This is a genomic window from Mycobacterium rhizamassiliense (assembly GCF_900157375.1).
Lineage (GTDB): Bacteria > Actinomycetota > Actinomycetes > Mycobacteriales > Mycobacteriaceae > Mycobacterium > Mycobacterium rhizamassiliense.
Genome location: NZ_LT721901.1, coordinates 3,581,690 through 3,604,156 on the forward strand (window position 1 = coordinate 3,581,690; position 22,467 = coordinate 3,604,156).

Consider the following 22,467-nt stretch of genomic DNA (forward strand, 5'->3'; position numbering starts at 1 on the left):
CTAGGTCGAGCTAGGAAGCGGGCTCGACGAGCTCGATCAGAACGCCGCCGGCGTCCTTGGGGTGGATGAAATTGATCCGCGAGTTCGCGGTCCCGCGCCGGGCGGCGTCGTAGACCAGCCGCACGTTCTGCTCGCGCAGCTGCTCGCAGATGGTGTCCAGATCGCTGACCCGAACGGCCATCTGCTGGATGCCAGGTCCGCGCTTGTCCATGAATTTCGCGATCGTCGACGTGTCGTCCAGCGGGGCCATCAGCTGGAGCTGCGCGCTGGTGCCGGGCACGGCCAGCATCGCCTCGCGGATTCCCTGGTCGTCGTTGACTTCCTCGTGCACCAGGATCATGCCGAGGTGGTCGTGGTACCAGGCGATGGCGGCGTCTAGGTCGGCGACTGCAATGCCGACGTGATCGAGGCCGGTCACCAGGGAGGTGGCGAGGAGGTGACGGGCGTCAACTTGATCGGTCGTCATCTCATAAAGGTAACCTGACGGCAAAGAATGCGCTTCTCCGGGAGGCCGAACTGGCCTGCCGCGCATGGCCAGGAGGTTGTGATGACGACGTCGGTGATCGTTGCTGGAGCGCGGACCCCGATCGGCAAGTTGATGGGTTCGCTGAAGGATTTCTCGGGCAGCGATCTGGGCGCCATCGCGATCAGCGGCGCGCTGGAAAAGGCCAACGTCCCGGCCTCGTTGGTCGAGTACGTGATCATGGGCCAGGTACTGACCGCCGGCGCCGGCCAGATGCCCGCCCGGCAGGCGGCCGTGGCGGCGGGCATCGGCTGGGACGTCCCGGCGCTGACGATCAACAAGATGTGCCTGTCCGGCATCGACGCGATCGCCCTGGCTGACCAGCTCATTCGTGCGGGTGAGTTCGACGTGGTGGTCGCCGGCGGTCAGGAATCCATGTCGAAGGCGCCGCACCTGCTGATGGACAGCCGGGCGGGCTACAAATACGGCGACGTGACGGTCCTGGACCACATGGCCTACGACGGCCTGCACGACGTGTTCACGGACCAGCCGATGGGCGCGCTCACCGAGCAGCGCAACGACGTGGACAAGTTCACCCGCGCCGAGCAGGACGAGTTCGCTGCGCAGTCGCATCAGAAGGCCGCGGCGGCGTGGAAGGACGGGGTCTTCACTGACGAGGTGGTGTCGGTGAACATTCCGCAGCGCAAGGGCGATCCGCTGCAGTTCAGCGAGGACGAGGGCATTCGCGCAAACACCACGGCCGATTCGCTGGCCGGCCTCAAACCGGCTTTCCGCAAGGACGGCACCATCACCGCCGGCTCGGCGTCGCAGATTTCCGACGGCGCCTGCGCGGTAGTGGTGATGAACAAGGAAAAGGCGCAGGAACTGGGCCTGACCTGGCTTGTCGAGATCGGTGCTCACGGCGTGGTCGCCGGCCCCGACTCGACGCTGCAGTCGCAGCCGGCGAACGCGATCAAGAAGGCGCTCAGCCGCGAGGGCATCACTGCTGACCAGCTGGACGTCGTGGAGATCAACGAGGCGTTCGCCGCCGTCTCGCTGGCCTCGACGCGCGAGCTGGGTATCGACCCCGAGATCGTCAACGTCAACGGCGGGGCGATCGCGGTCGGGCACCCGATCGGCATGTCCGGCGCCCGGATCACGCTGCACGCCGCTCTCGAGCTGGCGCGACGCGGTAGCGGCTACGCGGTCGCCGCGCTGTGCGGTGCGGGCGGTCAGGGCGACGCCCTGATTTTGCGGGCGGGTTAGCTGGCCGCGGTGGTGTCGCCGACGTTGCTGGAACTGAATCTCCGTGTGCCGTTGTGATCTTGGTCATAAGCCCTGGTTACCAGCCAGTAGAGCGACGATCTCGGATTTGTTTGCCGGCGCATGAGCCTGGGCGCCACCGGGTGGATCGTTAGCCGGCACGCATGACAGACTTGACGGCGTGACGCGTCCGCGACCTCCGATCGGGCCCGCGCTGACGGGTGCGGTCGACTTATCCGGTCTCAAGCAGCGAGCCCAACAGTCCCCGCCGGCGGGTGCGCCCGGCGACCGGGCGGTCCAGCCGCCGTCGGGTGCCGTGGGTGGTACCGAGATCACCGAGGCCAATTTCGAGAACGACGTGCTGCTGCGTTCCGACGAGGTGCCGGTCGTGGTGGTGTTGTGGTCGCCGCGCAGCGAGGTGTGCGTCGACCTGGTCGACACGCTGTCGGGGTTGGCCGCCGAGGACACCGGCAAGTGGTCGCTGGGAACGGTCAACGTCGACGTGGCGCCCAGGGTGGCCCAGATATTCGGTGTCGAGGCCGTGCCGACCGTGGTGGCATTGGCTGCGGGACAGCCGGTATCGAGCTTCCAGGGCCCCCAGCCCGCCGACCAGCTGCGCCGCTGGCTGGACTCCCTGCTCTCGGCGACGGCCGGAAAGCTCAAGGGCGCAACGGGTTCCGAGGACGCCGCGGAGGTCGACCCGGAGCTGGCGCAGGCGCGCCAGCATCTGGAGGCGGGCGACTTCGACGCGGCCAAGCAGTCGTATCAGGCGATCCTGGAGGTGAACCCGGGCAGCGTCGAGGCCAAGGGCGCGATCCGGCAGATCGACTTCCTCAGCCGCGCAACCACGCAGCGCCCGGACGCCGTGGCCGTCGCGGACGCGGCGCCCACGGATATCGAAGCGGCATTCGCGGCGGCCGACGTGCAGATCCTCAATCAGGACGTGAATGCGGCGTTCGACCGCCTCATCACGTTGGTGCGCAGCACGTCTGGCGACGAGCGGACCTCGGTGCGCACCCGGCTGATCGAACTCTTCGACCTCTTCGATCCCGCCGACCCCGAGGTCGTGGCGGGCCGGCGCAACCTCGCCAACGCGCTCTACTGAGTTACTCGGGCTCCAGCCACAGCGCCGAGTTGGGCGGCAGCACCAACAGCGCCGACGCGGGACGGCCGTGCCACGGTTCCTCGGTGGCGTCGACCCCGCCCAGATTCCCGATCCCCGAGCCGTTGTATATGGTCGCGTCCGTGTTGAGCACCTCGCGCCACCGCCCGGCGACGGGCAGGCCCAGCCGGTAGCCGCCGTGCTCGGCTCCGGCGAAGTTGAAGATGCAGGCCATGACCGAACCGTCCTTGCCGTAACGCAGGAAGCTCAGCACGTTGTTTCCGGAATCGTTGGCGTCGATCCAGGAATAGCCATCGGGCGTGGTGTCCAGGCTCCACAGCGCCGGGTGGCTCTGGTAGATGCCGTTGATGTCGCGCACCAGGCGCAGCACCCCGTTGGAGAAGCCCTGCTCGTCGAGCTGCCACCAATCCAGCCCGCGCTCCTCCGACCACTCGGCGCGCTGACCGAACTCCTGGCCCATGAACAACAGTTGCTTGCCCGGGTGTGCCCACTGATAGGCCAGGAGGCTCCGCACGCCGGACGCCTTGACGTGGTTGTTGCCCGGCATGCGGCCCCACAGCGTGCCCTTGCCGTGCACCACCTCGTCGTGGCTCAGCGGCAGCACGAAGTTCTCGCTGAACGCATAGAGCATCGAGAAGGTGATCTCGTGGTGGTGGTAGCTGCGGTGGATCGGGTCACGGCTGATGTAGTCCAGCGTGTCGTGCATCCAGCCCATGTTCCACTTCATCGAAAAGCCAAGGCCGCCAAGGCTGGTCGGCCGCGTGACGCCCGGCCAAGACGTCGACTCCTCGGCGATGGTGACGATGCCCGGCGCGGCCTTGTGCGCCGTCGCGTTCATCTCCTGCAGGAACTGCACGGCCTCCAGGTTTTCCCGTCCGCCATAGATGTTGGGTGTCCAGCCATCCGCCGGCCGCGAGTAGTCCAGGTACAGCATCGATGCGACCGCGTCCACCCGCAGGCCGTCGATGTGGTACTGCTCGAGCCAGTACAACGCGTTGGCCACCAGGAAGTTGCGGACTTCCCGACGGCCGAAGTCGAACACGTATGTGCCCCAGTCCAACTGCTCGCCGCGGGTGGGGTCGGAATGCTCGTAGAGCGGGGTGCCGTCAAACCGGCCCAGCGCCCACGCGTCCTTGGGGAAGTGCGCGGGCACCCAGTCGACGATGACGCCGATCCCGGCCTGGTGCAGGGCGTCGACGAGCGCCCGGAACTCGTCGGGGGTGCCGAACCGCGATGTCGGCGCGTAGTACGACGTGACCTGGTACCCCCACGAGCCGGCGAACGGGTGCTCGGCTACCGGCAGCAGCTCGACGTGGGTAAAGCCGTTCTCCACAACGTAATCCGTCAGCTCGCGGGCGAGCTGGCGGTAGCTGAGCCCGGGGCGCCATGAGCCGAGATGGACCTCGAGGGTGCTCATCGGCTCGAAGACCGGGTTGCGCTGCGCGCGCTGCGTCATCCAGTCGTCGTCGGCCCAGGTGTAGCTGCTCGTCGTGACCCGGGACGCCGTGTGCGGGGGCACCTCCGTGGCGAAGGCCATCGGGTCGGCCCGCTCGGTCACCACCCCGTCGGCGCCGTGCACGCGGAACTTGTACAGGCCGTTCTCCGGGAATCCCGGCCAGAACAGTTCCCACACGCCCGTGGAGCCCAGCACCCGCATCTGGGCCTCGGTGCCGGTCCAGCCGTTGAATTCGCCGATCAGGCTGATGCCTTGGGCGTTGGGCGCCCAGACGGCGAACGACACGCCCTCGACGACGCCGTCGGCCGTGGTGAACGAACGGGGATGGGCGCCAAGGACTTCCCAGAGCCGCTCGTGGCGGCCTTCGGCGAACAGGTGAAGGTCGACCTCGCCCAGGGTGGGCAGGAAGCGATAGGCGTCGGCCGTGGTGTACGGGCCCGATCCGTAGTCGATCTGCAGGCGGTAGTCGATGAGGTCGGTGAACGGCAGCGCCACCGCGAACAAGCCGCCGTCGACGTGCTGCAGCGGGAACCGGTCGTCACCCACAATCGCGACCACCTCGGTCGCATGCGGCCTAAACGCCCGGATGACGGTGTGGTCGCCATACTCGTGGGCACCCAGGATGCTGTGCGGATTGTGGTGCGTCCCCGCGACCAGCCGGGCGATATCGGCCGCGTCCGGCGCCAGCTGTGCCCGGGCGAGTTGGTCGGTTCGGCTCTCGGTTCGACTCATGAGTGTGTCCCCTTTCGGGCGCTCTTACCTCCTGCGCAGCAGCGTGGCCCGGGATTTCTGCGGGATGATCGGCATGTTGATGATGTGGGCGACCGCAACCCCTGGATCGATGCGGACGTAATTCGCTTGCCCCCACTGAAATTCTTGACCGGTGATCTCATCGCGCACCCAAAAACGCTCATATGGCTCCATACCCAATGCGGCCATGTCTAACCACACCGTGGCTTCCTCGGGCCCGTACGCGTTGAGCGTCACCACCACCAATACGCAGTCGCCGGTGGTCGGATCGAACTTGCTGTAGGCCATCAACGCGTCGTTGTCGACGCTGTGGAAGTGGATGGTGCGTAGCTGCTGCAACGCCGGATGTATCCGGCGAATCGTGTTGAGCTGCTTGATGAACGGCTCGAGCGAACGGCCCTCGGCCAGCGCGCCCGCGTAGTCCCGCGGCCGCAACTCATACTTCTCCGAGTCGAGGTATTCCTCGCTGCCCTCGCGCACGGCGCGGTTTTCGAACAGCTCGAAGCCGGAGTACACCCCCCACGCCGGACCCATCGTCGCCGCCAGCACCGCGCGGACGGCGAACATGCCGGGGCCGTTGTGTTGCAGGATCGCGTGCAGGATGTCGGGCGTATTGACGAACAGGTTGGGTCGGCGAAAGTCCGCGAGTGCGGCGATGTCGTTGCCGAACTCGGTCAGCTCCCATTTGGCGGTGCGCCAGGTGAAGTAGCTGTAGGACTGCGTGAAGCCGAGCTTGGCCAGGCCGTACTGGCGCGCCGGCGGCGTGAAGGCCTCCGACAGGAAGAGCACGTCGGGATCGGTGTCCTTGACCTGAGCGATCAGCCAGGCCCAGAAGTCCGGCGGCTTGGTGTGCGGGTTGTCGACCCGAAAGAACTTGACGCCGTGGTTAATCCAGTGCCGGACCACGCGCAACACCTCGTCGTAGAGCCCGGCGGGGTCGTTGTCGAAGTTGAGCGGATAGATGTCCTGGTATTTCTTCGGCGGATTCTCCGCGTAGGCGATGGTGCCGTCCGGCAGTTCGGTGAACCACTGCCGGTGATCGCGGGCCCACGGGTGATCCGGTGCGCACTGCAGCGCCAGGTCCAAAGAGACTTCCATGCCCAAATCGCGTGCGGCGGCGACGAAGTCGTCGAAATCGTCGATGGTGCCCAGGCTCGGGTGAATGGCGTCGTGGCCGCCCTCGTCGCTGCCGATCGCCCACGGTGACCCGACGTCTCCCGGCGCGGCGGTGGGAGAGTTGTTGCGGCCCTTACGATGTACCTTGCCGATCGGATGAATCGGTGGCAGGTAGACCACGTCGAATCCCATGTCGGCGATGCGGGGGAGCTCGGCGGCCGCCGTGGCGAAGGTGCCGTGCACCGGGTTGCCGTCGGCGTCCCAGCCGCCGGTCGACCGGGGGAACATCTCGTACCACGATCCGAAGTTGGCCAGCGGCCGATCCACCCACACGCCGTACTGCTCGCCGCGGGTGACGATGTCCCGCAACGGATAGGCGTGCAGCAGTTCCTCGGTCTCGGGGTCCAGCGCCAGCGCGGTGCGCGTCACCGGATCGCCCGGGGCGCGCAGCGCGGCGGCCACTGCCAGCAGCGGCTCACGGCTTGCGCGCGGCACGCCTGTCGCGGCGCGCTCGAACAGCGCGGCGCCGACCAACAGGTCGTTGGACAGTTCGGTCTCGCCCTGGCCAGCGTCCAGCTTGGCGATGAGGCCATGGCGCCAGGTTTCGATGGGGTCGCCCCACCCGTCGACGCGGAACGTCCACAGGCCGACCCGGTCGGGCGTGAACTGACCGTGGAAGACGTAGGGCTCCAGGCCTGTCGTCATGGGCAGCGCCAGCGGTTTGACCCGCTCCGCGACGCCGTTCTCGGGCGTCGATGCCACCCGCTCGGGCGCCTGTACCGCCTTGATTCGGCGGGTTTCGGTCACCTGCGGGTAGCGCGGGCCCAGGTAGCGGACCACCAGGGTCGCCGCCACCGCGTCGTGGCCCTCTCGCCACACCGCGGCACTGACCGGTACTACCTCGCCGACGACCGCCTTGGCGGGGTATGCGCCGCAGGAAACGACGGGCTGGACGTTATCGATCTCGACACGACCGGGCACCACCACTCCGTTTCATCCGATTGTTTGCGGCCAGTCCGCGGTGCGATGCTCCGCGAAAAGCCTGTCGTCTCGGGAAACTTCCTCTCGTGGGGAACTTCCTCTGCTGGGGAGGCGTCGTTGCGGCCCCAATAAGTACCCGATACCCACCCTAGTGTCTGGCCACACTCCTAGGGGCAAACGGTGAGTCCGCCGCCCCGCAGGGCCCGCAAACCTCAGTAAGGTAAGGACGTGTGAAAGCCCTACGCCGCTTTACCGTCCGCGCTCATCTGCCCGAACGCCTCGCCGCGCTAGAACAGCTTTCGACGAATCTGCGGTGGTCGTGGGACAAACCCACGCAGGATTTGTTCGCCACGATCGACCCGGAGCTGTGGGTCAGCTGCCGCCGCGATCCCGTGGAGTTACTGGGCGCCGTGAGCCCCACTCGCCTCGACGAACTGGCGCTCGACGAAGAGTTCCTGCGCTGGCTCGACGAACTCGCGGGCGAGCTCGACGACTACCTGACCCGTCCGCGTTGGTACCAGCAACAGCAGCAGGCCGGCGTGGCGGTGCCCGCGGGGATCGCGTATTTCTCGATGGAGTTCGGTGTCGCCGAGGTGCTGCCCAACTACTCGGGCGGCCTGGGAATCCTTGCCGGCGACCACCTGAAGTCGGCGTCCGACCTGGGCGTGCCGCTGATCGCGGTGGGCCTGTACTACCGCTCCGGCTACTTCCGGCAGTCGCTGAGCGCCGAGGGCTGGCAAAACGAGACCTACCCGTCGCTGGACCCGCAGGGGCTGCCCCTGCGCCTGCTCACCGACGCGGCCGGCGACCCCGTCCTGGTGCAGCTGTCGCTGCCCGACTCGGCGCAGCTGAACGCGCGGATCTGGGTGGCGCAGGTGGGGCGGGTCCCGCTGCTGCTGCTGGACTCCGACGTCCCGGAGAACGAACACGACCTGCGCGGCGTCACCGACCGGCTCTACGGCGGCGACCAGGAACACCGGATCAAGCAGGAGATCCTGGCCGGCGTCGGCGGCGTGCGGGCGATTCGCGCGTTCACCGCCGTCGAGGGCCGGCCCGCGCCCGAGGTGTTCCACATGAACGAGGGGCACGCCGGGTTCCTCGGCATCGAGCGCATCCGCGAGCTGATCACCGATGCGGGACTGGACTTCGATACCGCCCTGACGGTCGTGCGGGCCAGCACGGTGTTCACCACGCACACGCCGGTGCCCGCGGGGATCGACCGGTTCCCCGTCGAGATGGTGCAGGAGTACTTCGACGACCATCTCGAGCGCGAGACCGTCGAGGATCCGGCGCCGGAGTTGTTGCCGGGCGTGCCGACCGCGCGGGTGCTCGCGCTGGGCGCCGAGGACGATCCGGAAAAGTTCAACATGGCGCACATGGGTCTGCGGCTTGCCCAGCGGGCCAACGGTGTTTCGCAGCTGCACGGCCGGGTCAGCCGGGACATGTTCAACGAGCTGTGGCCGGGATTCGATCGCGCCGAGGTGCCGATCGGCTCGATCACCAACGGGGTCCACGCGCGCACCTGGGCGGCCCCGCAATGGCTGCAGCTGGGCCGCGAGCTGGCCGGGCCGGACGACGCGGCGTTCAGCGACCCCGGCGTCTGGCTGCGGCTGCGCGAGGTCGACGAGGGACACCTGTGGTGGATCCGCTCGCAGCTGCGCGCACAGCTGGTCGACGACGTCCGGTTGCGGCTGCGCAACTCGTGGCTGGAGCGGGGCGCGTCGAACGCCGAATTGGGTTGGATCAACACGGCATTCGACCCCGACGTGCTCACCGTCGGATTCGCCCGGCGGGTGCCGACCTACAAACGGCTGACGTTGATGCTCAGCGATCCGGACCGTCTCGAGCAGCTGCTGCTCAACGAGAAACGGCCGATCCAGCTGATCGTCGCCGGCAAGTCGCACCCGGCCGACGACGGCGGCAAGGCGCTGATCCAGCAAGTGGTGCGTTTCGCCGACCGCCCGGAAGTGCGGCACCGCATCGCGTTTCTGCCCGACTACGACATGTCGATGGCGCGGCTGTTGTACTGGGGCTGCGACGTCTGGCTGAACAATCCGCTGCGGCCGCTGGAGGCTTGCGGCACTTCGGGAATGAAGAGCGCGCTCAACGGCGGGTTGAACCTGTCGATCCGCGACGGCTGGTGGGACGAGTGGTACGACGGCGAAAACGGTTGGGCGATACCGTCTGCCGACGGATTGGCCGACGAGAATCGGCGCGACGAACTCGAATCCGCCGCCCTGTACGGCCTGCTGGAACAGGCGGTGACGCCAAAGTTCTACGAGCGCAACGAGCATGGGGTGCCGCAGCGCTGGATCGAAATGGTCCGCCACACCGTGCAGACACTGGGCCCGAAAGTGTTGGCGTCCAGGATGGTTCGCGACTACGTCGAGCAGTACTACACGCCGGCCGCGGAGTCGCTGCGCCGGACGATCGCGCCCGCCGGCGACGATACCGGTGAGTGCGGCGCGGCCCGCGAGCTGACCGCCTACCGCCGGCGCGTCGAAGAGGCGTGGCCGAAGATCGCGATCACCGACGTCGACAGCACCGGTCTGCCGGATACGCCGCTGCTCGGCTCGAAGCTCACGCTGACCGCGACCGTGCGGCTGGCGGGGCTGGCGCCCGACGAGGTCACGGTCCAGGCGGTCGTGGGCCGGGTCGACTCTGGCGATGTGCTGCAGGAGCCGGTCACCGTGGAGATGGCGTACACCGGGACCGCCGAGGGCGGCAATCAGGTGTTCTCGACGACGACCCCGCTGCCGGTGGCCGGAGCCGTCGGATACACCGTGCGGGTGCTGCCGCAGCACCCGATGCTGTCGTCGAGCAGCGAGCTCGGTCTGGTCACCCTGGCCGGGTAGCCGGCGTCAGGCCGTCGCGTCGTCCGGCGCGCTGCGCAGCCGCTGCAACGCGGCGCGCACCTGCTCGGTGTTGGTGGTCTGCCAGAACGGCGGCAGCGACGCCCGCAGGTAGCCGCCGTAGCCGGCGGTGACCATCCGCGAGTCGAGCACCGCGACCACCCCGCGGTCGCTGACGCGGCGCAGCAGCCGCCCGGAACCCTGCGCCAGCAGCAGCGCCGCATGCGTGGCGGACACGGCCATGAAACCGTTCCCGCCGCGCGCGGCCACCGCGCGCTGCCGCGCACCCAGCAGCGGATCGTCCGGACGCGGGAACGGGATGCGGTCGATGAGCACCAGCGACAGCGACGGCCCCGGCACGTCGACGCCCTGCCACAGCGACAGCGTGCCGAACAGTGAGGTTTCGGGATCCTCGCTGAACCGCTCGACCAGTGCGGAGGTGGTGTCGTCGCCCTGGCATAGCACCGGCGTGGACAGCCGCTCGCGCATGGCCTCGGCCGCGGCCTTCGCGGCCCGCATCGACGAGAACAGCCCCAGGGTGCGCCCGCCGGCCGCGGTGATGAGCCCGGTGATCTCGCCGAGCTGCTCGGCCGAGCCGGTGCCGTCGCGGCCCGGCGGCGGCAGGTGCGCGGCCACGTAGAGGATCCCCGCCTTGGCGTGCTCGAACGGCGAGCCGACGTCGAGGCCACGCCACGCCGGGTGGTCGCTGCTGTCGTCCGGTCCGGCCAGACCCCATGACCCGGCCATCGCGTCGAAGGATCCACCCAGCGTCAGGGTCGCCGAGGTGAGCACCGTCGTCGAGCGCGAAAACACCTGTCCGCGAAGCAGTCCCGCGACCGACAGCGGAGCGACGCGCAGCACTGGTCGCGGCGAGCCCCGGTTGTCCTCGTGCTCGAGCCAGACCACGTCGGCGCGATCGGGGATCGCGGGGACGAACGACGTCAGGATGCGCGATGCCGTGTCGGATATCTCGCTCAGCGCCGCCGCGGCCTCGGCGCGGGCCGATGCGGCCTTGGCGTCGCTGGTGGATTCGATCGCCGACCGGGCCGCGCCCGCCGCGTCGCGCAGTGCGGTCAGGTACGTCGCGAGCTCGTCGTCGAGGTGATCGATGCGACCCGGTGTCCCGTCGTGAATCGCGGACGTCAGCGTGGCCGACGCGGCGTCGAGGCGGTCGACCAGCTCCGGGCCGATGAGCCGGCCGACCCGTCGCGACGCCACCCCGAGCGTGGCCGACGACAGTTCCGCGGTGGCCACCGACGTCACCCGGTCCACCAACTCGTGCGCTTCGTCGACCACCAGCAGCGCGTGCTCGGGCAACACGGAGGATTCGGACACCGCATCGATGGCCAGCAGGGCGTGATTGGTGACGACGACGTCGGCCGCACCGGCCCGGCCGCGCGCCCGCTCCGAGAAGCACTCCGAGCCGAACGAGCAGCGGGCCACGCCGATGCATTCGCGCGCGGAAACGCTGACCTGCGACCAGGATCGGTCCGGCACGCCCGGCTTGAGGTCGTCGCGGTCACCGGTGTCGGTCGTCGACGCCCACGCGGTCAGCCGTTGCACGTCACGGCCCAGCGCGCTGGCCGCCATCGGGTTGAACAGTTCTTCCTGGGGCCGTTCCTCGTCGGCTTCGCCGTCGCCGGCCATGGCGCCGCCGTGAATCTTGTTCAGGCACAGATAGTTTCGCCGCCCCTTCAGCAGGGCGAACTGCGGCGTCCGGGGGAGCGCGCCGGCGAGCGAATCGGCCAGCCGCGGCAGGTCGCGGTCGACCAGCTGGCGCTGCAGGGCGATGGTCGCGGTGGAGACCACGACCGGCTCGTCGTCTTCGATCGCGTGCAGGACCGCGGGAACCAGGTACGCCAGTGACTTGCCGGTGCCGGTGCCGGCCTGCACGACGAGGTGCTCACCGGACTCGAAGGCCTGCGCGACCGCGGTGGCCATCTGCAGCTGGCCGCCGCGTTCGCTGCCGCCGAGCCCGGCCACCGCGATGGCCAACAGCTCGGGCACGGACGCGGACACGTGGTCGACCGTAGTGGAGGTCAGGCCGGGATTTGTGTTGTCGGGATCGCCGGCTCGCCGTTCGCCAATTTCAGACCCTCCCACGGCAGGCTGTGCAGCCCCGATGCGACCAGATCCCGGGCGGCCGCCAGGGCCGCGCCGCCGGTGCCGGCCACCGCCTCGCCGTCGCGGACCAGCGGGACGGTCAACATGCGGCAGGGCTCGACGCCGGCCGGTGGGCGGCCCGCCGGGTACACGATCTCTTCGGTGATCGTGCCGGTCGAGCGGGATCGCCGCAGCGCCTCCTTGTGGCCGCCCGCCGATTCCTTATGGCTGCTGCGTTTGCGCACCGGCATGCCGTCCACCTCGACCAGTTTGTAGACCATGCCCGCCGCCGGCGCGCCCGAGCCGGTCACCAGCGACGTGCCGACGCCGTAGCTGTTCACCGGCTCGGCACGCAGCGCCGCGATGGAGAATTCGTCGAGATCGCCGGAGACCACGATGCGGGTCTTGGTCGCGCCCAGCTCGTCGAGCTGCCGGCGCACCTGGCGGGCCAGCACGCCCAGTTCGCCGGAGTCGATGCGCACCGCGCCGAGCGCCGGCCCCGCGGCGGCGACGGCGTTGGCCACCCCGGTCGCCACGTCGTAGGTGTCCACCAGCAGCGTTGTGCCCACGCCCAGCGCGTCGACCTGCGCGCGAAACGCGGCCAGCTCGGCCGCTTCCAGCGACGCATCGGCGCGGGTGTGCAGCATCGTGAATGCGTGGGCGGCGGTGCCTTCGGTGGGAATGCCGTAGCGGCGCTGCGCCTCGAGGTTGGAGGATGCGGCGAAGCCGGCGAGGTAGGCGGCGCGGGCCGCCGCGACGGCCGCGCGTTCGTGGGTCCGCCGCGATCCCATGTCGATCAGCGGGCGCTCGGCCCCGGCGCTGACCATGCGTGCCGCGGCCGAGGCGATCGCGACGTCGTGGTTGAAGATGGACAACGCCAGCGTTTCGAGCACCACGCACTCAGCGAAACTGCCCCACACCGTCAACACCGGGGAGCCGGGAAAATACAGCTCACCTTCGGCATACCCGTCGATGTCGCCGCCGAATCGGAAATCCCGGAGATATCGGACCGTTTGCGGGTCGAGGAATTGCGCCAGCAGCTGGCATGCCTCGTCGTCGAATCTGAACTGCGGCAACGCTTCCAGTAACCGGCCGGTTCCGGCGACCACGCCGTAACGGCGGCCCGCGGGCAGGCGCCTGGCGAATAATTCGAACGCGGTTCGGCGATCGGCGGAGCCGTCGCGCAGCGCCGCTGCCAGCATGGTCAACTCGTACTTGTCCGTCAGCAGCCCAGCTAAGAGCGGCTCGTTCATCCTGCCAACGGTAACGGCTGGCGGCGCGGAAGCCGGGTCTCGGTATCCTGGAGGCCATGGTTGTTGCGTCAGCGCCTACCAAGCCGGGCACCAGCGGGCAGCGCGAGGCTGCTCCGGTAGACGTCACCGCCAGTCCCTGGGTCACGATCGTCTGGGACGATCCGGTCAACCTGATGACGTACGTGACGTATGTATTTCAGAAGTTATTCGGCTACAGCGAACCGCATGCCACCAAGCTGATGCTGCAGGTGCATAACGAAGGGAAGGCAGTGGTGTCAGCGGGCAGCCGAGAGTCAATGGAAGTCGACGTGTCCAAGCTGCATGCCGCCGGTTTGTGGGCGACACTGCAGCAGGACCACTGACTCGCAAGGGCATCTGGGCTACCTGTGCGCAAATGGAAGCGAATCGAGACCGCCGAGGGTCCGCGATTTCGATCCGCCTTGGCGCCCCACGAGGCGGCCCTGCTCAAAAACCTCGGCACCGCGCTGATCGGCCTGCTCGACGAGCGCGAATCCTCTTCTCCCTCAGATGAACTCGAAGAGATCACCGGTATCAAGACCGGAAGCTCGGAATCCCCGGACGACCCGACGCTGCGGCGGTTACTGCCGGACTTCTACAAATCCGACGACGGCGATCCGCTGGCCGACAGTTCCGACAGTCTCAACGCCGCTCTGCGCAATCTGCACGAACCGCAGATTATCGAGGCCAAACGTGGTGCGGCCCAACAGTTGTTGGACACGGTTCCGGACGACGGTGGCCGTTTCGAGCTCACCGAGGATGCCGCGAACGCGTGGATTTCGTCGGTCAACGACATCCGGCTCACCCTGGGCGTGATGCTCGAGATCGGCCCGCACGGCCCCGAGCGGTTGCCGGACGACCATCCGCTGGCCACCCACTTCGACGTGTACCAATGGCTGACCGTGTTGCAGGAGTATCTGGTCCTGGTGCTCATGGGAAAGCCCGCCGGATGAACTCGATCACCGACGTCGGCGGCATCCGGGTAGGCCACTACCAGCGGCTGGATCCCGGCGCGTCGATGGGCGCCGGGTGGGCCAGCGGGGTGACCGTCGTGCTGACGCCGCCGGGGACCGTCGGCGCGGTCGATTGCCGCGGCGGCGCCCCCGGAACCCGGGAGACCGATCTGCTCGACCCCGCCAACACCATGCGGTACGTGGACGCCGTGCTGCTCGCCGGCGGCAGCGCCTACGGCCTGGCGGCCGCCGACGGCATCATGCGCTGGCTGGAGGAAAGCGAACGCGGCGTCGCGATGGACGGCGGTGTGGTGCCGATCGTGCCGGGCGCGGTGATCTTCGATCTGCCCGTCGGCGGTTGGGACTGCCGCCCGACGGCGGAGTTCGGCTACGCGGCGTGTGAGGTCGCGGCCGACGGGGACGTGGCCACCGGCACGGTCGGCGCGGGCGTGGGGGCACGGGCCGACCGTGCCGGTGGACGACGCTGCCGTCCGGCGTGACCGTGGGCGCGGTGGTCGTCGTGAACTCCGCGGGTGAGGTGGTCGACCGGACCACCGGCCTGCCGTGGATGGCGGCCACGATCGACGAGTTCGCGCTCAAGCCGCCGCCCGCCGAGCAGATCCAGGCGCTCGCCGAACTGCCGTCGAAGCTGGAGCCGCTGAACACCACGATCGCGGTCGTTGCGACCGACGCCGCGCTGAGCCCGGCGGCGTGCCGGCGGATCGCGATCGCCGCGCAGGACGGGCTGGCGCGCACCATCCGGCCCGCGCACACGCCGCTGGATGGCGACACGGTGTTCGCCCTGGCCACCGGGGCGGTCGAGGTGCCGCCCCCGGCCGACGTGCCCGCCGCGATGTCCCCGGAGACCAGGCTGGTGACCGAGGTCGGCGCGGCCGCGGCCGATTGCCTGGCGCGTGCGGTGCTGGTCGGCGTGCTGGCCGCCGAGTCGGTCGCCGGAATACCGACCTACCGCGGCATGCTGCCCGCAGCGTTCGGGCACTAGGCGAACCGAAGGGCTGGTCAGGCCGGTAACCTGGACGATGCGCACGACGCTCGAGAAGGGCGGTAATGGGCATGAGCCCGGGACGTCAGCACACACCCGCAACGCAGCCGACCAGGCCCAGCTGGGCGGTCGGCGGGGCCACGATTCTCACCTTCGTGGCGCTGCTCTACCTCGTCGAGCTGATCGATCAGCTGACCCGGCACTCCCTGGACGCCAACGGCATCAGGCCGCTGGAGGCCGACGGCCTGTGGGGCATCATCTTCGCCCCGGTGCTGCACGCCAACTGGGCGCACCTGATGGCCAACACCCTCCCGCTGCTGGTGCTGGGGTTCCTGATGACGCTGGCCGGCCTGTCCCGGTTCGTCTGGGCCACCGCGATCGTGTGGATTCTGGGCGGTTTCGGCACCTGGCTCATCGGCGACATGGGCAGCAGCTGCGGCCCGACCGACCACATCGGCGCCTCCGGGCTGATCTTCGGCTGGCTGGCCTTCCTGCTGGTCTTCGGGATCTTCGTGCGCAGGTTCGTCGACATCGCGATCGGGCTGGTGGTGTTGTTCGCCTACGGCGGTGTCCTGCTCGGCGCCATGCCGGTGCTCGGCCAGTGCGGCGGGGTCTCCTGGCAGGGCCACCTGTGCGGGGCCATCGCGGGGGTCGTGGCGGCCTACGTGTTGGCGGCTCCCGAACGCAAGGCGCGGGCACGCCGGCGCGCCGCCGCGACGCGGCAGCAGACATGAGCCCGCCACTGGCGCCCGTCGGGGTTTTCGACTCCGGCGTCGGGGGGCTGACCGTCGCCCGCGCGATCATCGACCAGCTGCCCGACGAGGACATCATCTACGTCGGTGACACCGCCAACGGCCCCTACGGTCCGCTCACCATCCCCGAGGTTCGGGCGCACGCGCTGGCCATCGGCGACGATCTCGTGGGCCGCGGCGTCAAGGCGCTGGTGATCGCCTGCAACACCGCGTCGGCGGCGTGCCTGCGGGACGCCCGCGAACGCTACGACGTGCCCGTGGTCGAGGTGATCCTGCCCGCGGTGCGCCGCGCCGTGGCCACCACCCGCACCGGCCGCATCGGTGTGATCGGCACACAGGCCACCATCACGTCGCACGCATACCAGGACGCGTTCGCCGCCGCCCGGGACACCGAGATCACCGCGGTGGCCTGCCCGCGGTTCGTCGACTTCGTCGAGCGCGGGGTGACCAGCGGGCGTCAGGTGCTGGGGCTGGCCGAGGGATACCTCGAGCCGCTGCAGCACGCCGAGGTCGACACCCTGGTGTTGGGATGCACGCACTACCCGTTGCTGTCGGGGCTGATCCAGCTGGCGATGGGCGAGAACGTGACGCTGGTTTCCAGCGCCGAGGAGACAGCCAAGGAAGTGCTGCGGGTGCTCACCGAGCGCGACCTGCTTCGCCCGCACGACGCCCCGCCGGCGACCCGAGTCTTCGAAGCCACCGGAGACCCCCAGGCGTTCACCAAATTGGCGGCGAGATTTTTGGGTCCCGCCGTCATCGGAGTTAAACCGACGCACCACCAATCTCGTGTCCTCTAGGTGGACTCTCAGAGATTCTGATCACATCAATGCGTCAATGTTTTTCTCATGGTGCGACTGGGCATGGCACAGTAGTGTCCGTGCGAATAACCGTCCTGGGCTGCTCGGGCAGTGTGGTGGGCCCGGACTCGCCCGCGTCCGGTTATCTGCTTCGGGCTCCGGACACCCCGCCGCTGGTTCTCGACTTCGGCGGGGGCGTACTGGGCGCGCTGCAGCGCTATGCGGATCCCGGCTCGGTGCACGTGCTGTTGTCGCATCTGCATGCCGACCACTGCCTGGACATGCCGGGGCTATTCGTGTGGCGTCGCTATCACCCGGCGAAGCCGGAGGGCAAGGCGTTGCTGTACGGCCCAAGCGACACGTGGTCGCGCCTGGGCGCGGCGTCGTCACCCTACGGCGGGGAAATCGACGACTGCTCAGACATCTTCGATCTGCACCACTGGGTTGACGGCGAGCCGGTCACCATCGGCGCGCTCACGGTGACGCCGCGCGTGGTGGCGCACCCCACGGAGTCCTACGGTCTGCGTATCACGGATCCCAGTGGGGCCTCGTTCGTCTACAGCGGCGACACCGGAACGTGTGACCAGCTCGTCGAGCTGGCCCGCGACGCGGACGTCTTCCTCTGCGAGGCGTCCTGGACGCACGCGCCGGACCGCCCGCCGGCCCTGCACCTGTCGGGCACTGACGCGGGCCGCGCCGCGGCCGAGGCCGGTGTCCGCGAGCTGTTGCTCACCCACATCCCGCCGTGGACCTCGCGCGAGGACGTGATCAGCGAGGCCAAGGCCGAATTCGACGGCCCGGTGCACGCGGTGGTGTGCGGCGAGACGTTCGACGTCCGGCACTCCGAGCGAGTCTGACCGCACCCGCAAGCTCCACACGGCCGCCTTCGACGGCTGCGGGCTAGGGTTGGCGTCGTGTCCAAACGAGAAGACGGTCGCCTCGACGACGAGCTTCGCCCGCTGACGATCACCCGCGGTTTCACCGAGCACCCCGCGGGTTCGGTGCTGATCGAATTCGGCCAGACCAAGGTGCTGTGCACGGCCAGCGTCACCGAGGGCGTGCCCCGCTGGCGCAAGGGCTCGGGCCTGGGATGGCTGACCGCGGAGTACGCGATGCTGCCGTCGGCCACCCACACTCGCTCCGACCGGGAATCGGTGAAGGGCCGCCTGTCCGGCCGCACCCAGGAGATCAGCCGGCTCATCGGCCGGTCGCTGCGCGCGTGCATCAGCCTGGCGGCGTTGGGGGAGAACACGATTGCCGTCGACTGCGATGTGCTGCAGGCCGACGGCGGAACCCGAACCGCCGCGATCACCGGTGCCTACGTGGCGTTGGCGGACGCGGTGGCCTACCTGTCGGCGGCCGGCAAGCTCTCCGATCCGCGGCCGCTGTCGTGCGCGATCGCGGCGGTCAGCGTCGGCGTAGTCGACGGCCGGGTCCGGGTGGACCTGCCCTACGAGGAGGATTCGCGCGCCGAGGTCGACATGAACGTCGTCGCCACCGATACCGGGACACTCGTTGAGGTCCAGGGGACCGGTGAGGGCGCGACGTTCCCACGCTCGACGCTGGACAAGCTGCTCGACATGGCGCTGGGCGCCTGCGACACGTTGTTCGCCGCGCAGCGCGAGGCGCTGGCGCTGCCGTACCCGGGCGTGCTGCCCGAGGGGCCCCCGCCGTCGAAGGGCTTCGGAAGCTGACCCGGCTCGATCACGACTCGTCCCGCTGCAGCTCGAATATCGGGATGGCGCGGGTGGTTTTCGACTGGTAGTTTGCGAACGCGAACGCGGGTACGGCCGCGTTGATCTTGGGGATGATCGCCTGACGTTCGGACGCGTCGAGCTCGTGCGCGACGACCTCGAACGAGTCGGTGGCGACTTCGACGTGCGCCCGCGGGTTGGCCCGCAGGTTGTGCACCCACCCCGGGTTGACGTCGGCGCCACCGTAACCCGCGACGATCAGCAGCCTGCCGTCGATACGGAATACCACCAGGGGCGCGACGCGTGGATCGCCGGATTTGGCGCCCGTCGTAGTCAGTAGCAACAGATCGTTGCCCTCGAATCGCCCGCCGACTTTGCCGGCGTTGGCGCGAAACTCGTCGGCGATGTTGTTATTGAGCGCCTTGAGCGTCTCGCTATCGGGTTTTTGGCTCACTCGTGGGAAAGCTACTTCGTCGCCCTGTCTATTCCTTAAGAGCGTTTCGCAGTCCGTAAGGTGGCCGGGGTGATGACCGTGCCTGATGGTGACGACCCGCTGCGCCCGGCTTCGCCGCCCTTGCGATCGTCACGCCTGCTGGTCGCCAGCCGCAACTCCAAGAAGCTGGCCGAACTGCGCCGCGTGCTCGACGGGGCCGGGCTGTCCGGCCTGACGCTGGTGTCGCTCAACGACGTCCCGCCGTTCGACGAGGCGCCGGAAACCGGTGCGACATTTGAGGAGAACGCGTTGGCCAAGGCGCGCGACGGGTTCGCCGCCACCGGTCTGGCCACCGTGGCCGACGACTCCGGCCTGGAGGTGGCCGCGCTCAACGGGATGCCCGGTGTGCTGTCGGCGCGCTGGGCGGGCAACCATGGCGAGGACGCCGCGAACACGGCGCTGTTGCTGGCCCAGTTGCGCGACGTGCCCGACGCGCGACGCGGTGCGGCCTTCGTGTCGGCCTGCGCTCTGGTCTCGTCCGACGGCGAGGTCGTCGTCCGCGGCGAGTGGCCGGGCACGATCGCTCGCGAGCCACGCGGTGACGGTGGGTTCGGCTACGACCCGGTGTTCGTCCCCGAGGGCAGTCGCCGCAGCGCGGCCGAACTCAGCCCCACGGAAAAGGACGCGGCGTCGCATCGCGGGCGCGCGCTGGCGCTGCTGGTGCCGGCGCTGCGCGCGTTGGCGCAATAGCACTCAGCCGCAAGCAGTTTCGACTAGAGCCCGAAGCGCGCCTTGACGTCCTTGGTCTGGAAGTGCTCAACGATGATGCCGACCAGCGGGATGGTTCCGGCCAGCAGCACCCCGACGGTCTTGCCGATCGGCCAGCGGACCTTGATCGCCAAATTGAACGCCGTCAGCACGTAGACGAAATACACCCAGCCGTGCACCACTTCGATCCACCGGATCTCGCGGTGAAACACGAGGTGCGAGACGATCTCGTAGCACAGCGCGATCAACCAGAGACCCGTCGTCCACGCCATCACCCGGTAGCCGAGCAGCGCGGTGCGGATTTGGTTGGCGGGAACTGCTGGGGCCCCGGGTGTTTCGGGTGTGGTCATGCGGTTGTCCTGTTCTGCTTTTCGGTGTCGTTCTTCGCGAGCTCGGCCAGGTAGGCGTTGTACTCCCGCAGCGCGGGATCGTCGGGTGCCGGCGGTGCGGCCGTGGGGCGTTCGGGCAGCAACCCGGCGGGTATCTCGGTGACCGCCCCGGGCCGGTGAAGCTCGGGCGGCGTCTCTTCATAGCGGACGAACTTGCGATACGCGTAAACGCAGAACCACGCGAACATCGGCCACTGCAGGGCGTACCCGAGGTTTTGGACCGTGCCTGACACAGACTCGTACCGGGTCCATTGCCACCAGCCCAACGCCAGGCAGCCGCAGGCCGCGACGATCACCAGCATGATCAGTGCCGGCCGGCGGCGACGCCTCCTCTGGGCCTCCGCGGACACCCCTTGACGGTACCCGGGTCCCCTGCGCCGATGGCGTCAAGCCTTTGCCCAGGACCGATGTGGCGTAGCTCTCAGACTTTCGAACTAGGCTAGCCTTGCCTTACCTAGACCTGTTATGGTCCTTCGCCATGGCCTCCTCGTCGCCCGCGGTGACCTCTGCGCTGCAAAGCATTCTGCGTGAAGACCTCAATGTCGACATGAGCCGGGTCAGCCCCGACGCCAGGTTGATCGACGACGTCGGGTTGGACTCGGTCGCCTTTGCTGTGGGCATGGTGGCCATCGAGGACCGCCTCGGTGTCGCGTTGTCCGAGGAAGAACTCCTGACCTGCAACACGGTCGGGGATCTGGACGCGGCGATCGCGGCGAAATCCCGCAATGAGTGAACTCGCCGCGGCGATGACGCGGTCGATGCAGACCGCAACAACCGAGCTTTCCGTCTTCGACAAGGAGACGTCGGGGTGGCACCGGCGCCCGTGGCCTGAGGTGCACGGGTTGGCCGAAGGTGTCGCGGCCTGGCTGCTCGACCACGATCGGCCCACGGCCGTCGGTCTGGTGGGCGAACCGAGCGTCGAGTTCATCGCCGCGATCCAGGGCGCGTGGCTCGCGGGTGCGGCCATCTCGATCCTGCCCGGGCCGGTGCGCGGCGCCGAGCTGCGGCAGTGGGCGTCCTCGACGCTAGCCCGGTTCCGCGGGATCGGCGTCACCGCGGTGCTGAGCCAGGGCTTGCAGCTGGAAAGCCTGCAAGACGTTGCGCCCGTGGATATTACGGTCGAGGACCTCGCGACGGCCGCGCACACCAACCGGTCTGCATCCGGCCTGCCCCACGCCGACGCCACCGGCTACGCGATTCTGCAGGGGACCGCGGGATCGACCGGATCTCCGAAGACCGCGATGCTTTCCCCGGGCGCCGTGCTCAGCAACATGCGTGGGCTCGATCAACGGTTTGCCTTGGACGCGTCGATCGATGTGATGTGTTCCTGGCTGCCGCTGTTTCACGACATGGGACTCGCCTGCGTGCTCGCGTCGACCCTGGCAGGGATGCCGCTGTGGTTGGCGTCGCCGACCGCGTTCTCCGCATCGCCGTTCAACTGGCTGAAGTGGCTGTCTGAGAGCCGCGCGACGTTCACCGCCGCGCCCAACCTTGCCTTCAACATCCTCGGCAAGTACGCCAGCCTGGTCTCCGATGTCGATCTCAGCGCCATGCGAGTCGCGATCAACGGTGGGGAACCGGTGGACTGCGAGGGGTTTACCAAATTCGCAGAAGCCATGGCGCCGTTCGGATTCGACGCGGGTGCGCTCGCGCCGTCCTACGGCCTCGCCGAATCCACTTGCGCGGTGACCCTGCCCGGGTCGGGGGTGGGATTGAACACCGTCACCGTCTCCGACGCCAGCGGCTCACACAAATACCCGGTCCTGGGTGAGGCGGTTCCTGGGATGGAGGTACGGGTGCTCCCCAGCGATCGCTACTCCGAGAACCTGGATCGCGAGATCGGTGAGATCGAGATTCGCGGCACGTCGATGATGGACGGCTACCTGGGTCAGGCGCCCCTCGACCGCGACGACTGGTTCCCCACGGGCGATTTGGGCTTCTTCGACGACGGTGGCCTCGTGGTGTGCGGCCGGGCCAAGGAGATCATCTCGATCGCGGGACGCAACATCTTTCCGACCGAGATCGAGCTGATCGCGGCTCAGGTCAGCGGTGTGCGCCAGGGTTGCGTTGTCGCCCTGGGCACCGGCGAGCGATCCGCGCGCCCCGGCCTGGTCGTCGCGGCCGAGTTCCGCGGCGAGAACGAGACGCAGGCGCGCACCGAGGTGATTCAGCGCATCGCGTCGGTGTGCGGAATCGTGCCGGCCGACGTGGTTTTCATGACGCCGGGATCCCTGCCGCGCACCTCCTCGGGCAAGCTGCGCCGCCTGGAGGTGCGACGCACCCTCGAGCTGGTGGACTGA

At 68.6% G+C, this 22,467-nt stretch carries 20 protein-coding genes and 1 pseudogene; 13 read left to right on the forward strand and 8 right to left on the reverse strand.

Going from position 1 to position 22,467, the window contains the following annotated elements; translation table 11 throughout:
• Nucleotides 1-10: 10 nt before the first annotated feature.
• A complete protein-coding gene (gene mce / locus MRAB57_RS17460; protein WP_077088462.1) occupies nucleotides 11-466 on the reverse strand; it encodes a methylmalonyl-CoA epimerase in 456 nt (151 codons plus the stop codon).
• A gap of 81 nt (nucleotides 467-547) precedes the next feature.
• Here mce and MRAB57_RS17465 point away from each other — a divergent pair, with 81 nt between their 5' ends.
• Complete coding sequence (locus MRAB57_RS17465) at nucleotides 548-1,729, forward strand: acetyl-CoA C-acetyltransferase (RefSeq protein WP_077088463.1); 1,182 nt, start codon at nucleotides 548-550, stop codon at nucleotides 1,727-1,729.
• A gap of 178 nt (nucleotides 1,730-1,907) precedes the next feature.
• Nucleotides 1,908-2,831, forward strand: coding sequence for a thioredoxin family protein (locus MRAB57_RS17470; RefSeq protein WP_077088464.1), 924 nt, complete (start codon nucleotides 1,908-1,910; stop codon nucleotides 2,829-2,831).
• A gap of 1 nt (nucleotide 2,832) precedes the next feature.
• On the opposite strand, the gene glgB is transcribed toward MRAB57_RS17470, so the two are convergent.
• Entirely contained in the window at nucleotides 2,833-5,037 is a 2,205-nt protein-coding gene (gene glgB, locus MRAB57_RS17475) for a 1,4-alpha-glucan branching protein GlgB (RefSeq protein ID WP_077088465.1), read from the reverse strand.
• A gap of 24 nt (nucleotides 5,038-5,061) precedes the next feature.
• Nucleotides 5,062-7,152, reverse strand: a complete 2,091-nt coding sequence (locus MRAB57_RS17480) for an alpha-1,4-glucan--maltose-1-phosphate maltosyltransferase (protein WP_216823747.1) — start codon at nucleotides 7,150-7,152, stop codon at nucleotides 5,062-5,064.
• 230 nt (nucleotides 7,153-7,382) lie between these two features.
• Between MRAB57_RS17480 and glgP the strand changes: the two genes are divergently transcribed.
• Nucleotides 7,383-10,007, forward strand: a complete 2,625-nt coding sequence (gene glgP, locus MRAB57_RS17485; protein ID WP_077088467.1) for an alpha-glucan family phosphorylase — start codon at nucleotides 7,383-7,385, stop codon at nucleotides 10,005-10,007.
• 6 nt (nucleotides 10,008-10,013) lie between these two features.
• Here the strand turns inward: glgP and MRAB57_RS17490 are convergent, their stop codons facing one another.
• Nucleotides 10,014-12,047 (reverse strand): ATP-dependent DNA helicase, encoded by a 2,034-nt coding sequence (locus MRAB57_RS17490; RefSeq protein WP_108638101.1) that lies wholly within the window; start codon nucleotides 12,045-12,047, stop codon nucleotides 10,014-10,016.
• The gene (locus tag MRAB57_RS17495; protein ID WP_077088468.1) at nucleotides 12,044-13,360 is read right to left on the reverse strand and encodes a nicotinate phosphoribosyltransferase; all 1,317 of its coding nucleotides are present in this window, start codon (nucleotides 13,358-13,360) and stop codon (nucleotides 12,044-12,046) included. Before MRAB57_RS17495 ends, MRAB57_RS17490 begins: the two co-directional genes overlap by 4 nt.
• Nucleotides 13,361-13,416: 56 nt before the next feature.
• Between MRAB57_RS17495 and clpS the strand changes: the two genes are divergently transcribed.
• The 7 genes and pseudogenes from clpS (at nucleotide 13,417) to rph (ending at nucleotide 18,577) form a co-directional block, all read left to right on the forward strand.
• Nucleotides 13,417-13,722 carry an ATP-dependent Clp protease adapter ClpS gene (clpS, locus tag MRAB57_RS17500; RefSeq protein ID WP_077088469.1) on the forward strand — a complete coding sequence of 102 codons (306 nt, stop codon included), beginning with the start codon at nucleotides 13,417-13,419 and terminating at the stop codon, nucleotides 13,720-13,722.
• 24 nt (nucleotides 13,723-13,746) lie between these two features.
• Nucleotides 13,747-14,331: an oxidative stress transcriptional regulator AosR gene (gene aosR / locus MRAB57_RS17505; protein ID WP_077088470.1), complete on the forward strand. Its 585-nt coding sequence runs from the start codon at nucleotides 13,747-13,749 to the stop codon at nucleotides 14,329-14,331.
• A pseudogene (locus tag MRAB57_RS17510) lies at nucleotides 14,328-15,334 on the forward strand (P1 family peptidase). Before aosR ends, MRAB57_RS17510 begins: the two are co-directional and overlap by 4 nt.
• A 65-nt stretch (nucleotides 15,335-15,399) precedes the next feature.
• Nucleotides 15,400-16,068: a rhomboid family intramembrane serine protease gene (locus tag MRAB57_RS17515; RefSeq protein ID WP_077088471.1), complete on the forward strand. Its 669-nt coding sequence runs from the start codon at nucleotides 15,400-15,402 to the stop codon at nucleotides 16,066-16,068.
• Complete coding sequence (gene murI, locus MRAB57_RS17520) at nucleotides 16,065-16,883, forward strand: glutamate racemase (RefSeq protein WP_077088472.1); 819 nt, start codon at nucleotides 16,065-16,067, stop codon at nucleotides 16,881-16,883. Before MRAB57_RS17515 ends, murI begins: the two co-directional genes overlap by 4 nt.
• A 74-nt stretch (nucleotides 16,884-16,957) precedes the next feature.
• Nucleotides 16,958-17,740, forward strand: a complete 783-nt coding sequence (locus tag MRAB57_RS17525; RefSeq protein WP_077088473.1) for a cyclic nucleotide-degrading phosphodiesterase — start codon at nucleotides 16,958-16,960, stop codon at nucleotides 17,738-17,740.
• Nucleotides 17,741-17,797: 57 nt separating this feature from the next.
• Nucleotides 17,798-18,577 carry a ribonuclease PH gene (gene rph / locus MRAB57_RS17530; protein ID WP_077088474.1) on the forward strand — a complete coding sequence of 260 codons (780 nt, stop codon included), beginning with the start codon at nucleotides 17,798-17,800 and terminating at the stop codon, nucleotides 18,575-18,577.
• A 10-nt stretch (nucleotides 18,578-18,587) separates the two neighbouring features.
• Here rph and MRAB57_RS17535 read toward each other — a convergent pair whose 3' ends face one another.
• On the reverse strand, nucleotides 18,588-19,031 hold the full coding sequence (locus tag MRAB57_RS17535) for a nitroreductase family deazaflavin-dependent oxidoreductase (protein ID WP_077088475.1): 444 nt from the start codon (nucleotides 19,029-19,031) through the stop codon (nucleotides 18,588-18,590).
• Between the two features lie 72 nt (nucleotides 19,032-19,103).
• Here MRAB57_RS17535 and rdgB point away from each other — a divergent pair, with 72 nt between their 5' ends.
• Complete coding sequence (gene rdgB, locus MRAB57_RS17540) at nucleotides 19,104-19,760, forward strand: RdgB/HAM1 family non-canonical purine NTP pyrophosphatase (RefSeq protein ID WP_077088476.1); 657 nt, start codon at nucleotides 19,104-19,106, stop codon at nucleotides 19,758-19,760.
• Nucleotides 19,761-19,783: 23 nt separating this feature from the next.
• On the opposite strand, the gene MRAB57_RS17545 is transcribed toward rdgB, so the two are convergent.
• Nucleotides 19,784-20,128: a DUF3817 domain-containing protein gene (locus MRAB57_RS17545; protein WP_077088477.1), complete on the reverse strand. Its 345-nt coding sequence runs from the start codon at nucleotides 20,126-20,128 to the stop codon at nucleotides 19,784-19,786.
• Nucleotides 20,125-20,469: a hypothetical protein gene (locus MRAB57_RS17550; protein WP_077088478.1), complete on the reverse strand. Its 345-nt coding sequence runs from the start codon at nucleotides 20,467-20,469 to the stop codon at nucleotides 20,125-20,127. Before MRAB57_RS17550 ends, MRAB57_RS17545 begins: the two co-directional genes overlap by 4 nt.
• A gap of 176 nt (nucleotides 20,470-20,645) precedes the next feature.
• Between MRAB57_RS17550 and MRAB57_RS17555 the strand changes: the two genes are divergently transcribed.
• Both MRAB57_RS17555 and mbtM read left to right on the forward strand, forming a co-directional pair.
• Nucleotides 20,646-20,900 carry an acyl carrier protein gene (locus MRAB57_RS17555; RefSeq protein ID WP_083743443.1) on the forward strand — a complete coding sequence of 85 codons (255 nt, stop codon included), beginning with the start codon at nucleotides 20,646-20,648 and terminating at the stop codon, nucleotides 20,898-20,900.
• Complete coding sequence (mbtM, locus tag MRAB57_RS17560; RefSeq protein ID WP_077088480.1) at nucleotides 20,893-22,467, forward strand: long-chain-fatty acid--ACP ligase MbtM; 1,575 nt, start codon at nucleotides 20,893-20,895, stop codon at nucleotides 22,465-22,467. Before MRAB57_RS17555 ends, mbtM begins: the two co-directional genes overlap by 8 nt.